This window comes from Streptomyces geranii (assembly GCF_002954775.1).
GTDB lineage: Bacteria > Actinomycetota > Actinomycetes > Streptomycetales > Streptomycetaceae > Streptomyces > Streptomyces geranii.
This window is the reverse complement of sequence record NZ_PJME01000005.1, coordinates 73,819-89,169: the sequence shown is the minus strand read 5'-3', so window position 1 is coordinate 89,169 and position 15,351 is coordinate 73,819. Positions and strand designations below refer to the sequence as shown.

12 protein-coding genes are annotated in these 15,351 nt (G+C 70.4%); 6 read left to right on the top strand and 6 right to left on the bottom strand.

What is annotated here, in order from left to right:
* Nucleotides 1-31 precede the first annotated feature (31 nt).
* Nucleotides 32-1,012, bottom strand: a complete 981-nt coding sequence (locus CW359_RS09385) for a pectate lyase family protein (protein ID WP_105969353.1) — start codon at nucleotides 1,010-1,012, stop codon at nucleotides 32-34.
* Nucleotides 1,013-1,413: 401 nt separating this feature from the next.
* Here CW359_RS09385 and CW359_RS09380 point away from each other — a divergent pair, with 401 nt between their 5' ends.
* The 3 genes from CW359_RS09380 (at nucleotide 1,414) to CW359_RS09370 (ending at nucleotide 6,761) form a co-directional block, all read left to right on the top strand.
* Nucleotides 1,414-2,802, top strand: coding sequence for an extracellular catalytic domain type 1 short-chain-length polyhydroxyalkanoate depolymerase (locus CW359_RS09380; protein ID WP_232838317.1), 1,389 nt, complete (start codon nucleotides 1,414-1,416; stop codon nucleotides 2,800-2,802).
* 223 nt (nucleotides 2,803-3,025) lie between these two features.
* Nucleotides 3,026-4,318, top strand: coding sequence for an SGNH/GDSL hydrolase family protein (locus CW359_RS09375; protein ID WP_105969589.1), 1,293 nt, complete (start codon nucleotides 3,026-3,028; stop codon nucleotides 4,316-4,318).
* A gap of 52 nt (nucleotides 4,319-4,370) precedes the next feature.
* Nucleotides 4,371-6,761: a SpoIIE family protein phosphatase gene (locus tag CW359_RS09370; RefSeq protein ID WP_105969352.1), complete on the top strand. Its 2,391-nt coding sequence runs from the start codon at nucleotides 4,371-4,373 to the stop codon at nucleotides 6,759-6,761.
* Nucleotides 6,762-6,826: 65 nt separating this feature from the next.
* Here the strand turns inward: CW359_RS09370 and CW359_RS09365 are convergent, their stop codons facing one another.
* A complete protein-coding gene (locus CW359_RS09365) occupies nucleotides 6,827-7,909 on the bottom strand; it encodes an NADH:flavin oxidoreductase/NADH oxidase (protein ID WP_105969588.1) in 1,083 nt (360 codons plus the stop codon).
* Nucleotides 7,910-8,055: 146 nt separating this feature from the next.
* Between CW359_RS09365 and CW359_RS09360 the strand changes: the two genes are divergently transcribed.
* Entirely contained in the window at nucleotides 8,056-8,430 is a 375-nt protein-coding gene (locus CW359_RS09360) for an ArsR/SmtB family transcription factor (protein WP_105969351.1), read from the top strand.
* Here the strand turns inward: CW359_RS09360 and CW359_RS09355 are convergent.
* Together CW359_RS09355 and CW359_RS09350 are read right to left on the bottom strand one after the other, a co-directional pair.
* Entirely contained in the window at nucleotides 8,341-9,753 is a 1,413-nt protein-coding gene (locus tag CW359_RS09355; RefSeq protein WP_105969350.1) for a nucleobase:cation symporter-2 family protein, read from the bottom strand. The two genes, CW359_RS09360 and CW359_RS09355, sit on opposite strands and share 90 nt — an antisense overlap.
* A gap of 118 nt (nucleotides 9,754-9,871) precedes the next feature.
* Nucleotides 9,872-11,224 (bottom strand): FAD-dependent oxidoreductase, encoded by a 1,353-nt coding sequence (locus CW359_RS09350; RefSeq protein ID WP_105969349.1) that lies wholly within the window; start codon nucleotides 11,222-11,224, stop codon nucleotides 9,872-9,874.
* A gap of 204 nt (nucleotides 11,225-11,428) precedes the next feature.
* Between CW359_RS09350 and CW359_RS09345 the strand changes: the two genes are divergently transcribed.
* Nucleotides 11,429-11,905, top strand: a complete 477-nt coding sequence (locus tag CW359_RS09345; protein WP_105969348.1) for a DUF6214 family protein — start codon at nucleotides 11,429-11,431, stop codon at nucleotides 11,903-11,905.
* 66 nt (nucleotides 11,906-11,971) lie between these two features.
* Here the strand turns inward: CW359_RS09345 and CW359_RS09340 are convergent, their stop codons facing one another.
* A complete protein-coding gene (locus CW359_RS09340; RefSeq protein WP_105969347.1) occupies nucleotides 11,972-12,628 on the bottom strand; it encodes a DUF305 domain-containing protein in 657 nt (218 codons plus the stop codon).
* 192 nt (nucleotides 12,629-12,820) lie between these two features.
* Between CW359_RS09340 and CW359_RS09335 the strand changes: the two genes are divergently transcribed.
* Nucleotides 12,821-14,323 carry an LVIVD repeat-containing protein gene (locus CW359_RS09335; RefSeq protein ID WP_105969346.1) on the top strand — a complete coding sequence of 501 codons (1,503 nt, stop codon included), beginning with the start codon at nucleotides 12,821-12,823 and terminating at the stop codon, nucleotides 14,321-14,323.
* Nucleotides 14,324-14,640: 317 nt separating this feature from the next.
* Here CW359_RS09335 and CW359_RS09330 read toward each other — a convergent pair whose 3' ends face one another.
* Entirely contained in the window at nucleotides 14,641-15,330 is a 690-nt protein-coding gene (locus CW359_RS09330; RefSeq protein WP_105969345.1) for an HAD family hydrolase, read from the bottom strand.
* Nucleotides 15,331-15,351: the final 21 nt, after the last annotated feature.

Below are 15,351 nucleotides of genomic sequence, written 5' to 3'. Positions count from 1 at the left end.
GTGTGGGGAGTTGGCGGAGTCGCCGGAAGCCTCAGAGCTTTCCGGCGCCCGCGCCCGAGGTCACCGAGGCGATGACGGTCGAGGCGGGCTCCGCGGTGTAGCTGTACGGCGGGGTGGTGAAGGTGCCGACCCGCGAGACCTCCGTGGCGGCTCCGCCGAGGTCGTTGCCGCGCAGGTTGGCGTATCCGTCGACGTCGCTGCTGTGGTTGGTGGTGACCGCGACCGGCGTCGAACGGAAGACGTTGTTCTCGACGAGCATCTGGGCGCCCATCCGGGAGTGCACGGCCGTCTCGGCGCCCTGGACGTAGTTGTCGTAGAAGTGCCCGGTGCCGAACCGCAGGCTGGGGATGCGCGAGTAGACGTTGCTGAAGTGGTTGTGGTGGTACGTCACCTTCAGGTGACCGGTGTCCTCGGACGCGTTGTTGTCGCTGTGGCCGACGAGCGAGCCCTTGAAGTGGTCCTTGAAGGTGTTCCAGGACACCGTCACGTTGTCGGAACCGTGGTTGATGTCCAGCAGGCCGTCGTAGTAGTCCTTGTCGTGCGTGCGGTCCGCGGAGAAGGAGTTGTGGTCGATCCACACCTTCGTGGACTCCTGGACGGTCACCCCGTCGGCCGGCGCGAGCGGCTTGCTGATGTTGAGGTTGCGGACGACGACGTTCGTCTCCTCCTTGATCCGCAGACCGCCGCCGGTGAAACCGGAGGCCGAACCGACGCCCAGGACCGTGGTGTTGGAGCCGATGTCGACCTGACCGCTCAGTGTGATCAGGCCGTTCACCCGCACGACCTTGGCCGCGTTGCCCGTGACGGCCGAGGTGAAGGCGGCGAGCGTCGTCACGGTGACCGGGGTGGCGCTGCCGCCGCCGGTCGTCCCGGCACCGAATCCGACGGGCGCGTTCTCGGCCGCCCCGGCCTGCTGCGGGACGGCCAGGACGGTGACCGCCGCGAGGGCGGTGGCCATGGCCGCCACCGCCGCGGATCTTTGCGTCTGTGTACGTGGGGGGTGTGTACGCATGCGGGTGCGTCCCTTCACGAGGGCTGACTGACCGTGGGGGCGGTCAAGTACATGAATTCTGTTCACCATGTTGTGCGGCGTGATGCGCCTTCAGAGGGTGCGCTGCCCCTGGAGGTACGCGCTTCAGGGCCGCTTCGAGATCGTCTCGTCGAACGCGGATCGACTTCGATGGGTCACATCGATGAACGGAAGGTAGGGGGTAAGCGCTTTCTGGTCAACGCTTTGCGCGCAATGCGTGCCGGTCGGGTGTGCGACCCCTGGTCAGCGAATGTTTTCGACGTGTGGGAGCGCTTCCATGGCAGCCATGCTCATGCCACGATGCGGCTGGGCTGCCCCGCAAAGCGGGACTTCCGCTTCCGCCACGCGTACCCCACGAGCCGTGTCGAGGAAGGGACCAGGACGTGTCCACCACTGTCGGCAACATCGCGAGGAGACCGCTGCGTTCGCTGCGTTCGGTGCTCGTCGTGCTGCTCGGAGGCCTGCTGCCGCTGCTCGCGGCGACATTCCTCACCGCACCCGCCGCTTCCGGCGCGACGATCCGTACGGAGCCGCCCGCCGCGGCATCTGACATGGCACCGGACGCGGCACCCGTCGCGGCACCTGTCGGGGCCGCCGCCGCGCTCACCGAGGTGACCAACTTCGGGACCAACCCCAGCAACCTGCAGATGTACGTGTACGTGCCGGACACCGTCACCACGCGCCCGGCGGTCCTGGTGGCCGTCCACTGGTGCACCGGCTCAGGCCCGGTGTTCTACTCCAACACCGAGTTCGCCTCGCTGGCCGACCGCTACGGCTTCATCGTGATCTACCCGTCCGTCACCCGCGCCAGCAAGTGCTTCGACGTCTCCTCGCCGCAGGCACTGACCAGGGGCGGCGGCAGCGACCCGGTGGGCATCAGGTCCATGGTCGACTGGGTGACCCGCACCTACGGCGCCGACACCAGCCGGGTCTTCGCCACCGGTGTCTCCTCCGGCGCGATGATGACCAACGTCCTGCTCGGCGACTACCCGGACGTGTTCGCGGCCGGATCGGCCTTCTCCGGCGTACCGTTCGGCTGCTTCGCCACCACCAACGGCTCGGAGTGGAACAGCGAGTGCGCCAACGGGACGGTGATCCACACCCCGCAGGAGTGGGGCGACCTGGTACGGGGCGCCTACCCCGGCTACACCGGGACCCGGCCGCGTATGCAGCTCTGGCACGGCACCGAGGACGACGTGCTGCGCTACCCCAACTTCGGGGAGATGATCAAGCAGTGGACCAACGTCCAGGGCCTCACCCAGACACCGGCCGCGACCGACTCGCCCCAGTCCGGCTGGACCCGCACCCGCTACGGCGCCACCGGTGACCGGGCACCCGTGGAGGCCATCAGCCTCCAGGGCGTCGGCCACAACCTGATCACCACCGGCATGGCCGCCCGCGCGATCACCTTCTTCGGCCTGGACAGCGGCGGCCCCGTGCCCCAGCCGCCGGCCGGACCCTGCAAGGTGGCCGCCACGACCAACGCCTGGAACACCGGGCTGACCGCGAACGTGACCATCACCAACAACAGCACGACGGCGGTGAACGGCTGGACGCTGGGCTTCGCCCTGCCCGCCGGCCAGACCATCACCAACGGCTGGAGCGCCACCTACGCACCGGCCTCCGGCACCGTGACCGCCACCAACGTCAGCTACAACGCGGCCATCGCACCGGGCGCGAGCGTCTCCATCGGCTACCAGGCGACCCACACCGGCAACAGCACCGCACCGTCCGGCTTCACCCTCAACGGCACGGCCTGCACCGCAGGTTGAGCCCCGCGCCGCCGGGTGCGTGCCACGAGCGCGCACCCGGTCGCCGCGCACCACTGAGATCCGACGACGTCCAGTCGGTTGAAGAGGTCCGACGACGTCCAGACAACAGTCGAAGAGATCCGACGACGTCCAGACAGAGGAAGGCACCCGGCCCGTGAAGTCGCCCCGCCTCACGCAGTCGCCCCGGCCCCCGCGCGCGTCCGGAAAGGCGCCGCTCGCCTATCTGCTCGCCACTCTGGTGTTCGTGCTGGCCGTCGCAGTGGCGTCCTCCGCGGTGATCGCCCTGGTCAGGAGCCCGCAGCCGGCGGTCGCGGAGCCGGGCCGGTCCGCCCCGAAGTGGGTCAACACCTGGACGTCGATGCCGCAGCTCACCGAGCCCGGCAACCTGCCGCCCGCCCCCTTCACCGGCGAGCGCGCCACCCTCGTCGACACCACCCTGCGTCAGACCGTGCGCGTCTCCACCGGCGGCGAACGCCTCCGCCTGCGCTTCTCCAACGCCTTCGGCACCACCCCGCTGCCACTGACCGCCGTGACGGTCGCCCTCCCGCTGAACGGCCAGGCAGGGGTCAGCGCCGTCGAACCCGGCACCCTGCGCGAGGTGACGTTCGCCGGCCGCCGGTCCACCACCGTCCCCGCCGGTGCCCAGGTCGTCTCCGACGCGCTGGACTTCGCGCTGCGCCCCGCGACCAACCTGACAGTGACGACGTATCTCGCGAACGGCCAGACCTCGCTCGCGCTCACCTCGCACCCGGGCTCGCGCACCACCTCGTATCTGCGGAACGGCGACGGGACGGCCGAGGAGGAACTGCCGGGGGCCACCCCGGTCAACCACTGGTACCTGCTCAGCGACGTCGAGACGCTCTCCCGGCCGGACACCCGGGCCGTCGCCGTGCTGGGCGACTCGCTGTCCGACGGCCGGGGCTCCACGACCAACGGGAACAACCGCTGGCCCGACCAGTTCCTGGACCGGCTCAGGGGGCTGCCGGGCGGCGACCGGATCGCCGTACTCAACCAGGCCGCCGGCGGCAACCGGATCCTCAACGACGGCCTCGGGCCCAACGCCCTCGCCCGGCTCGACCGGGACGTCCTGGCGAAGAGCGGGGTCTCCTGGCTGATCGTCTTCGAGGGCGTCAACGACATCGGCACCGCCGAGGCCACCCCGGCCGCCCAGCAGCGCGTCACCGACGACCTGATCGCCGCCTACCGGCAGATCGCCGTCCGCGCGCACGCCAAGGGAATCCGCGTCTACGGCGCCACCCTGACCCCCTTCGGCGGCAGCACGCCGTACGACGATGCGGGCGGCCTGCGCGAGACGACCCGGCGGGCGGTCAACGACTGGATCCGCACCGGGGGAGCCTTCGACGCCGTCCTCGACTTCGACCGGGCCGTCCGCGATCCGGCCGAGCCCCGGCGGCTGCGCGCCGACCTCCACGACGGGGACTGGCTGCATCTGAACCCCGAGGGGTACCGGATTCTGGCCGCGACCGTCCCGGCGCACCTCTTCAGGAAGTACTGACCGCCGCCGACCCGGGTTGTTGCCGGTCGCCGATGCCCCCATTCTGGGACATATGGTGAATGGGCCGCGCGAGGCAGAGCGGGTGGTCCCGTCCGGTGACGCCCTGGCGGTGGTCGACGCGTGCGGCACCCTCACGGGCTGGAGCGAGGGGGCGCGACTGCTCACCGGCTACCCCGACGGCGAGGCCACCGGCCGTCCGGCAGCTGACCTGGTGATCGGCGACCCGGGTGCGGCCTGGCGGGAGTTGTGCGGGTCGGGCGCCGCCGTCGTGGCCGTACGGCATCGGGACGGGCGGCGGCTGGAGCTGGCGCTGCGGGTGTGTCCGGTACGCGGGGAGCGGCGGGCGTACGTCGTCACCGCGTCCCCCGGAGAGGCCGGGCGGGAGCTGGGCGAGCTGGCGTTCCGGCAGGCCTCCGTGTCGATGTCCGTGTTCGACACCGGGCAGCGGTACCTGCGGATGAACGACGTGGCCTGCGCTGTCATGGGGCAGCCCGAGGCCGCGTTCCTGCACCGGTACTTTCCCGACACCGTCGAGGACGCCGAGCACAGCCGGGGCTTTCTGCGCCATCTGGAGATCGTCGCGGAGACCGGACGCCCGGTGCACTACGAGAGCTGGACGCGGTCGCCCTCGGGCAGGCGCATGCACGCCTGGAACTTCGAGATGTGGCCGCTGCGCGACCCGGCAGGCGAACTGCTCGGCGTCGCGCTCGCCGGGTTCGACAGCAGCGAGCAGCACTGGGCGCGGCAGCGGCTGGCCATGCTCAACGAGGCAGCCGCGGGCATCGGCACCCGGCTCGACGTCGCCCAGACCGCCCGCGAACTCGCCGAACTGGTCGTGCCCAGGCTCGCCGACTTCGCCAGCGTGGACCTGCTGGACTCGGTGATCGAAGGCGACGAACCGGCGATCGGGCCGGTGGACACCGAGGTCGAGCTGCGCCGGGTCGCCCACCACTCGCTCACGGCCGGGGTGCCCGAGGCCGCGATCGGCCTCGGCGCGGCGGACGTCTACCCGCCCTACTCACCGCCCGCCCGCGCCCTCGCCACCGGCGAGCCCGTCCTCGCCCGCACCGGCGACCGGGACCTCGACCGCTGGTTCGGCCGCCACACGGCCCGCGCCGCGAAACTGCGCACCGGCGCCGGCACGGACCCCTACGACCTCGCGCTGATGGCCGTACCGCTGACCGCGCGCGGTACGACGCTCGGCGTGGCCGTCTTCGTACGCCTGCTGACCCCCGAGAAGCCGGACGTCTTCGACGAGGACGATGTCTCGCTGGCCCGTGAACTGGCCAGCCGCGCGGCCGTGTGCGTGGACAACGCCCGCCGCTACACCCGCGAACGCACCACCGCCCTCGCCCTCCAGCGCAGCCTCCTGCCCCAGACCCTGGCCGGTCAGGCGGCCGTCGAGTTCGCCTCCCGCTATCTGCCCGCGCTGTCCCAGGCGGGCGTCGGCGGCGACTGGTTCGACGTGATCCCGTTGTCCGGGACCCGGGTGGCGCTGGTCGTCGGGGACGTCGTCGGCCACGGCCTGCACGCCTCGGTGACCATGGGTAGACTCCGTACGGCCGTCTGGACGCTGGCGGACGTCGATCTGCCGCCCGACGAGCTGCTCACCCACCTCGACGACCTGGTCGGCCACCTCGGCACCGACGAGAGCGGGGAGGCCGGCGAGATCGGCGCGACCTGCCTCTACGCGGTCTACGACCCGGTGTCCCGGCGCTGCGCGCTCGCCTCCGCCGGACATCCGCCGCCGGTCGTCCTGTACCCCGACGGACGGGTCGACGTGGCCGAGGTGAGCGCGGGCCCCATGCTCGGCGTCGGCGGACTGCCGTTCGAGGCGACCGAGCTGGAGCTGCCCGAGGGTGCCGTGCTCGCGCTCTACACGGACGGTCTGGTCGAGGCCCGCGACCGCGACCTGGACACCGGAACGGCCGCTCTGTGTACGGCACTTGCGGCTCCGGCCGGCAGTCTGGAGGAGGTCTGCGACACGGTGATCGGCTCCCTGCTCCCGGAGACCCCGGGAGACGACGTCGCCCTGCTGGTCGCCCGCACCCGCGCCCTGGACGCCGAACAGGTCGCGGTCTGGGACCTGCCCGCCGACCCGGCCGTGGTCGCCACCGCCCGTAAGCACGTCACCGACCAGCTGACCCGCTGGGGCATCGACGAGGCCGCGTTCGTCACGGAGCTGGTGGTCAGCGAGCTGGTCACCAACGCCATCCGGTACGGCGGCGAGCCCATCCAGCTCCGCCTGATCCGCGACCGCACCCTCATCTGCGAGGTCTCCGACGCCAGCAGCACCTCACCGCACCTGCGCCGGGCCCGCATCTACGACGAGGGCGGACGCGGCCTCCTCCTGGTCGCCCAGCTCACCGATCGCTGGGGCACCCGGACGACGGGCACGGGCAAGACCATCTGGGCGGAACAGGCGCTGCCGCCAACTCTCTGAGCAGGCAAGGGGCTTACGGGAATCTGGGCAAGCAGGGGACTTACGGGATAGGGACTCTGCGGGGATCAGACGGACCGGTGGTACTGGTCCGGCACATGCACCTCGCCGCCCAACTCCCGTGCCGCGTGCCGGGCCCACGACGGGTTGCGCAGCAACTCCCGGCCGAGCAGCACCGCGTCGGCCTCGCCGTTGGCCAGGATCTTCTCGGCCTGCTCGGCGTCGGTGATCATCCCGACGGCGGCGACGGGCAGTGAGGTCTCGGCCTTCACCCGTGCGGCGAACGGGACTTGGTAGCCAGGGCCGGTCGGGATGCGTACGCCGGACGCGTTGCCGCCGGTCGAGACGTCGAGGAGATCGACGCCGTGCGCGTGCAGTTCGGCGGCGAACCGGACGGTGTCGTCGGCGCTCCAGCCGCCCTCCTCCAGCCACTCGGTCGCCGAGATCCGGAAGAACAGCGGCTTGTCGTCCGGCCACACCTCTCGTACGGCGTCCACGACTTCGAGCGCGAAGCGCACCCGGTTCTCGTACGAGCCGCCGTAGGCGTCGGTGCGGCGGTTGGAGTGCGGGGAGAGGAAACCGTTGATCAGGTAGCCGTGCGCGCCGTGGATCTCGACGACCTCGAAGCCCGCGTCGAGCGCGCGCCGGGCCGCGTCCGCGAACTGCCCGACGATGTCCTGGATCTGATCGACCGTCAGCTCGGTCGGCACCGGGTGGTTCTCGTCGAACGGCACCGGGCTCGCGCCGAGCGGCTGCCAGGCGTGCACGTCGTCCCGGCCGAGCGGCGCACCGCCCTTCCAGGGCAGTCCGGTGGACGCCTTGCGGCCCGCGTGGGCGAGCTGGATGCCGGGCACGGTGCCCTGGGAGACCAGGAAGCGGTTGATCCGGCGGAACGCCTCGACCTGGGTGTCGTTCCAGATGCCCAGGTCGTACGGGGTGATCCGGCCCTCCGGGCTGACGGCGCTGGCCTCGACGACGATCAGGCCGGTGCCGCCGACGGCGCGGGCCGCGTAGTGCGCGAAGTGCCAGTCGTTCGGTGCACCGGTCTCCGGGCCCTCGGGCGCCGCCGAGTACTGGCACATCGGGGGCATCCACACGCGGTTGGGGATGGTCAGGTCGCGGAGGCGGTAGGGCTCGAAGAGCGCGCTCACGGCGGACTCCAATCGTCTCGTCGGTCGCCACGGGGGCGTTCGTCAACGGGGTCACTGGACGACTACTACGATAGGCATCGTAGTACGGCGGATGTCAAACTACGAGACTTCTCGTACAATGGGATTCCCGACGAAGTGGAGCCGCCGTGACCACCGCAGCCCCCGCCCCCGCGCCCAGCAGCCGTGACCTGCCGCACCCGGTGCGTGGGGAGATCCGGCTGGAGGCCGTGCTGCACGCGCTCTCCGACCCGATGCGGCTCCAGGTCGTGCGAGAACTCGCCGCCGTGAGCGACGAGTTGTCCTGTTCGCACTTCGATCTGCCGGTCACCAAGTCCACCACCACGCACCACTTCCGGGTGCTGCGCGAGAGCGGGGTGATCCGGCAGGTCTACCGGGGCACGGCCAAGATGAACGGCCTGCGCCGGGACGACCTAGACGGCCTCTTCCCTGGACTGCTCGACAGCGTCCTGGCCGCTGCCGCCGCTCAGGCCGTCCGCCTCGGCAGCGTCGCCGTCCGCTGAACCACCGCTGACGTCGGCTGAACCACCTTTCCCCGCAAGGTGGTTGAAGAGCATGTTCAGGGCGATCGCCGTCAGGCAGCCCGCGCTGATGCCGCTGTTCATCACCGTCTGGAACCAGTCCGGGAACTTCGCGTACACCGTCGGCACACCGACCGGCAGCATGCCCACGGCCACCGACACCGCCACGACCGTGAGGTTGTGGTTGTCCTTGAAGTCGACCCCGGCCAGCGTGCGCAGCCCGCTCGCGGCGACCGTCCCGAACATCACCAGACCCGCGCCGCCCAGCACCGGCGCCGGTATGGCCGCGACCACCGCGCCCAGCTTGGGCAGCAGACCGAGCAGTACGAGGATGCCGCCGGCGGTCGCCACGACCCAGCGGCTGCGCACCCGGGTCATCCCGACGAGGCCCACGTTCTGGGCGTACGCCGTGTAAGGGAACGTGTTGAAGACGCCGCCGAGGACGGTCGAGAGACCGTCGGCGCGCAGTCCGTCGGCGAGGGAGCGCGGCTCGACCTTCCGGCCGGTCAGCTCGCCGACCGCGATCAGGTCACCGGTCGTCTCGGTCATCGTCACCAGCGCCACCACCAGCATGGAGATGATCGCCGACGCCTCGAAGGTGGGCGCCCCGAAGTGGAACGGCGTGCTGATGCCGAGCCAGTCGGCGTCCCCGACCCCGTCGAAGTCCGTGAACCCGAACGGCACGGCCACGGCCAGCCCCACCACGATGCCGATCAGCACCGCGATCCGGCTCAGGAACACCGGCGCGAACCGCTGCACACCGAGCACCACGGCCAGTACGAACGCGGCCAGCGCCAGGTTCTTCGGCTCGCCGAACTCCGCCGAACCCACGCCGCCGGCCGCCCAGTTGCCCGCCACCGGGAGGAGGGAGAGGCCGATGACCAGGATCACCGTGCCGGTCACGAGGGGCGGGAAGAAGCGAAGGAGCCGCCCGAAGACGGGCGCCAGCAGCACGATCGCCAGCCCCGCGACGATCACCGAACCGTAGATCGCGGGGAGGCCGCCGCCCGTCGTACCGATGAGGACCATCGGCGACACGGCGGCGAAGGTGCAGCCCTGCATGATCGGGAGACGGACGCCGAAGCGCCAGAAGCCCACGCACTGGATGAGGGTGGCGATGCCGCAGACGAGGAGGTCGGCGGTGATGAGGTAGGCGAGATCGGCGGGGGAGAGCTTCAGGGCTCCGCCGACTATGAGGGGGACGGCTACCGCGCCGGCGTACATCGCGAGGACGTGCTGCAGGCCGAAGGCGGTGAGTTGGCTTGCGGGTGGGACTTCGTCCACGGGGTGGGGGTGTGGGGTCATGGAGGGATTGAACGGTTTGTTGATTTCCTGGTGGTTGCTGGTGTGTGTCCGGTCCGGGCCCGGTGGGGGCTGGGCGCGCCCCACGGCGGAGCCGCAATCGAATGCAGCCCCGCGCCCCTCAGGGGGTGGCGCTGGCCCTTGCCGCCAGCATCAGGGAGGTCCAGTCGGGGAGCTTTACTACGCTCCTGCCCAGCGCGGCGCCCAGTTCCGCCTCGGCTCGCTCTATTGATCGCCAGCCCTCCCACTCGACCGGGCTGAGCCCCTCCGCTCGCAGTACCGTCAGCGGGTCCCCGGGTCGCTCCCGCTGTACGAGTACTGCGGCGTCCGCCAGCAACGAGGTCGCCGTCTCCTTCGCGCAGGGGCGGTTGGTGCCGATGACGCCGGTCGGGCCGCGCTTTATCCAGCCGGCCACGTATTCGCCGGGGGAGGGGGTGCCGTCGCGCAGGACTCGGCCCGCGAGGTGGGGGACCGTGCCCTGGGCCGAGTCGAAGGGGAGTCCGTCGAGGGGGACACCTCGGTAGCCGACCGAGCGGAGGATCAGCTGGGCCTCGATGTCCTCGTACTCGCCTGTGCCCGTCACGCCTCCGGTGCCGTCCGGGACCGTGTGTTCGAAGCGGACGGCACTCACGTGGCCGCCGGTGGCGAGGAGTGCGACCGGGCGGCGGAAGAAGTGCAGGTGGATGCGGCGGGTTGCGGCGGGCGGAGGCAGGGTGGCCCAGGCGCGCAGTGCCTCCACGTTGCGGCGCTGGGCGGCCGGGAGGGTGGACGGGTCCGTGGCGCCCGGGTCCAAGGTCAAGTCGGCCTCGTCCACGACGACCTGGGTGTCCGGCAGCGTGCCCAGTTCGCGCAGTTCCTTCGTGGTGAAGCGGGCCTGGGACGGGCCGCGTCGGCCCACCATGTGGACGTCGGTCACCCGGCTCGCGGTCAGAGCCGTGAGTGCCGCCTGCGGGATGTCCGTCGGGCTCAGCTCGGCCGGGCCGCGTGCCAGCATCCGGGACACGTCCACCGCCACGTTCCCGACGCCGATGACCACCGCCGAGCGCACCCCGGCGACGAAACCGTCGTCGACCGCGTCCGGATGGGCGCTGTACCAGGCCACGAACTCGGTCGCCGACCAGCTGCCCGGCAGCTCCTCACCGGGGATGCCGAGGTGACGGTCGGTGGCCGCGCCCACGCAGTACACCACCGCGTGGTACAGCCCGCGGAGCCGCGCGCCCGGCAGCTCACCGGGGCCCGGGCCGATCCGGACCCCGCCCAGGAAGCGCACCCGCTCGTGCTCCAGGACCGTACGCAGGTTGTTCTGCAGCGACTTGATCTTCTCGTGGTCCGGCGCCACCCCGTACCGCACCAGGCCGTACGGCGCCGGCAGCCGGTCCAGGACGTCGACCAGCACCTCCGGGTCCTGCTGGACCAGACTCTGCGCGGTGTAGACCCCGCTCGGACCCGAACCCACGACGGCGACACGCAACACGGCGGAACCCCTCACTGCGGGACGCGGTGGAACTCCCTGTTGCTGACACCTTCAGGATCGCACCGCGGGCGCTGCGCTGACAGGGTGCCGGGCGGAACGGGCGCGCGTGTCCGTTCGTATGGAAAGTGATCATGCGGTTACGTTTCGTATGTGCTAGAAGCATCCTTTCTTAATCTTTCCGGTCGCTGCCCCACGGAAGGTGCCGTGTGGGTGCGGCCCGCCTGGGAAGTGCAGGAGCACGAGGACTCGGCGACGACGGCCTGGTTCGACGTCCGGCTCGCCTTCGACGACGGCGCCCAGGTCGACCTGCTCGCCGTGGTCCGTGAGACGGGCGTCTCCATCGAGGACGTACGGGCCCAGCCGGCGCTGTCGCTCGACGACCTGGCGGCGCTCGCCGACTGGATCGAGGGGCCGCTCTACGAGACCTGCGGGGACGCACCCGTGGCGGTCCCGGAGAGTCATGCGGACGACCTGCGCCCCCGGCGTGCCCGGCCCTCCTGGCCGCGGGGTGTCGAGGGGCGGTGGCTGGTCGCGGAGGAGTACCGGGCGGCCCAGGAAGAGGGCGCCGACCCCGTTCTCGCCGTGATGTGCGCGACCGGGCGCAGCCGCCGCCGCTCCCTCAGGCTGATCTCCCAGGCCCGGGACGAGGGCTTTCTGACACCTCGTCACGCTCGGCGCTGAGCAAGGGAGTTGCGGCGGGCAAACTGGTCAACTCCCGTCGCCCGGCGTACATTTCACTCGCCTGCGCTACATCCCGCGCATCCGGTTGATCTCCGTCGTCTGCTGGGCGATCACGTCGTCGGCCATCTCCTCGACCCGGACGTTGTTGCCCTGACCCTTCACCTCCGTGGCCATGGTGACCGCGCCCTCGTGATGCGTGATCATCACGGTCAGGAACAGCTCGTCGAACGCCTTCCCCTTCGCCGCGCGCAAGTTGGCGAGCTGCGCCTCGGTCGCCATCCCGGGCATCGCCTCGTGGGAGTGCCCGGTGGACTTCTCGTCCTCGCCGTTCTCCTTCAACCAGCCCTGCATGGCCGATATTTCGGGGCGCTGGGCGGCGGCTATGCGCTCGGCCAGCAGCTTCACGGGCTTCGACTCGGCGCGCTTCGGGACGAGTTCGGTGATCTCGATCGCCTGCGCGTGGTGCTCGATCATCCTGCGGACGTACGCGATGTCCGCCGAGTTGGGCGAGTCGTCCGGCAGCTCCGCCTTGGCCTCCTCCGGAGTGAGCGTCCTGGCCGCCTCGCCGGGCAGACCGGGCGCGATCACCGAAGGCCCCGTCGCCTTCGCGGACTTGGCGTCCGTGTCGGAGGACGAGCCCGAGTCGCAGGCCCCGGCCGCGAGAGCCAGCGCGAGCACGGCCAGGGCCGGGCGGAAGGTACGGGACGCGCGGCGGACGGGCACAACGACCTCCTGGGTCAGCTGAGTTGACGGACACCTCGTGAGTGCTGTGTCCGTCCTAGCACGCTTCCACTCGCCGGTGATCAGAAACTTTCATTACAAGTGCATTGCCCACTGTTGATCGGTGCATGATGAAGACGATACTTCGGAGGACCGTGAACCGTTCTGACCCGAACGGCTACCAGGGAGGAAGCAGTGACCCTGTTGAACGATCCCCGAACGCGGCGCAGACGGCTGGGAGTTGTCGCCACGGCGGCCGGACTCCTGGCCGCGCTGCTGACCGCAGGCCCCGCCGCCGCGACCCCCGACCCCGGGGACGGCACGACGGTGTCGGAGGAGATCTCCCAGAGCGTGCAGAGCCAGGTCAAGAAGGCCCTGGCCGAGGGGGAGATACCCGGGGTGGACGAGATCGTCCACTCGGACAACATCACGCACGTCACCAACATCCCCAAGGACGCGCTGCCCAGCCTCAATACGGACCTCGCGTTCCAGGGGAAGTACGCCTTCTCCGGCAACTACGACGGCTTCCGTATCTTCGACATCAGCAACCCGAAGGCGCCGAAGACCGTCTCCCAGGTGCTCTGCCCGGGCGGCCAGAACGACATCTCCGTCTCCGGGAACCTGCTCTTCCTGTCCACCGACGCCTCGCGCAGCGACAGCAGTTGCAGCAGCGTCTCGCAGCCCGCGACCGAGAAGTCGTCGTGGGAGGGCATGAAGATCTTCGACATCAGTGACAAGGCGAACCCGAAGTACGTCGCCGCCGTGGAGACCGCCTGCGGCTCGCACACCCACACGCTGGTGCCTGAGCGCAAGAACGTCTACATCTACGTCTCCTCGTACTCGCCCAGCGCCGCCTTCCCCGACTGCCAGCCCCCGCACGACGGCATCTCGATCATCAAGGTGCCGCGAAAGGCCCCCGAAACGGCGGCTGTTGTCGGCTTCCCGGTCCTGTTTCCCGGTGAGGGCCCCGACGGCGGCGGCAACCCCGGTTCGCCCACCAATCCGGGCGTCTCCAAGACCACCGGCTGCCACGACATCACCGTGCTGCCCTCCAAGGACCTCGCGGCGGGCGCCTGCATGGGCGACGGCATCCTGTTCTCCATCAAGGACCCGGAGCACCCGAAGGTCATCGACCGCGTCCAGGACAACGTCAACTTCGCGTTCTGGCACTCGGCGACCTTCAACCAGAAGGCCAACAAGGTCGTCTTCACCGACGAGTTGGGCGGCGGCGGCGCGGCCACCTGCAACGCGGCCATCGGGCCGAACCGCGGGGCCGACGGCATCTACGACATCGTCGGCAAGGGCGACAAGCGCAAGCTCGTCTTCAAGAGCTACTTCAAGATCCCGCGCTACCAGGCGGACACCGAGGTCTGCGTGGCCCACAACGGCTCGCTGATCCCGGTCAAGGGCAAGGACATCATGGTCCAGGCCTGGTACCAGGGCGGTGTCTCCGTCTGGGACTTCACCAACTCCGCGAAGCCCAAGGAGATCGCCTACTTCGAGCGCGGCCCGATCACCACGGACCGCGTCACGACCGCAGGACCGTGGTCGGCGTACTACTACAACGGCTACATCTACTCCAACGACATCGCCAAGGGCTTCGACGTACTGAAGCTCAGCGACCGGCGCACCGACCCGGCCAAGAAGGTCCGGGTGGGCGAGCTGAACGTCCAGACCCAGCCGGACTACTTCGACTGACCGTCACGCACGGTCCCTCTCCGGCTCTTTCCGCGTCCCGTCGGGCACCCCGGTGTCCGGCGGGACGCGCATGTCCGGGCAAGGCCGGGGAGATTCCTCATTGACCGAGGAGCCGGGGCGGGACATGCTGTTACCTCTGCATTGACTTTTTGTCAGCTGGCAAGGGTCGAAGCAGCCGAAACACCCCCGAACGGGGGCGATTTCGGACGGCCGCCTGTCTGGGGTGACGCGGGGGATCACCTCAGACCGGCGTGCCCTTTTCCCGGACTCACTCCGAACATCCAACAAACCTCCGCCGGATTTCCCGGATTGCGGTCTCAGCCGGCCAGATCCAGCACCCGCCGCAGCCCGTCCGGCCGTTCCACCACCGGCAGATGGTCCACGAAGTGCACCGCGCAGCCCAGATCCGCCGCGCCACCGTCCGCGCGCCGGTCGTCGCCGACCATCAGCACGTCCTGCGGGGCGACCGCGAGCGCGTCGCAGGCGACCTTGAACAGACGCGGGTCCGGCTTCTGGACGCCGTGCTCGTACGACAGGACGTACGCGTCGACGAACTCGTCCAGCCCGTGCGCCCGGAACACGGGACGCAGGTCCCACCCGATGTTGCTGACCACCCCGACGGAGATCCCGCGCTCCCGCAGCGCGCCGAGCACCTCGGCGGCGTCCGGGTACGGGGCCCACGCGTCCGGTGCCATGTGCCGCTCGTACAGGGCGTCGTACAACGCCAGGTCGGGGAGCGGCACTTGACGGGCGAGCCCGGTGTACGCGGCCCGGTGCAGCTCGGCGCTCTGGTCCCGGATGTCCCACACGGCGGCCACTTCCTCGGGCAGCCGCTGCGGGGAGGCCCCGCCCGGCAGCGCGCCCGCCGCCTCCAACGCCCGCGCCGACGCCACGATTTCCGGCTCGGGCGGTACGAGACCCTGCTCGGCGAGTACGGCGCGCAGCCAGGACTCGGTGGACTCGATACGGAAGAGGGTCCCGGAGAAGTCGAACAGCACGGCAGCCATGTGCCGGACTCTACCCGGGCG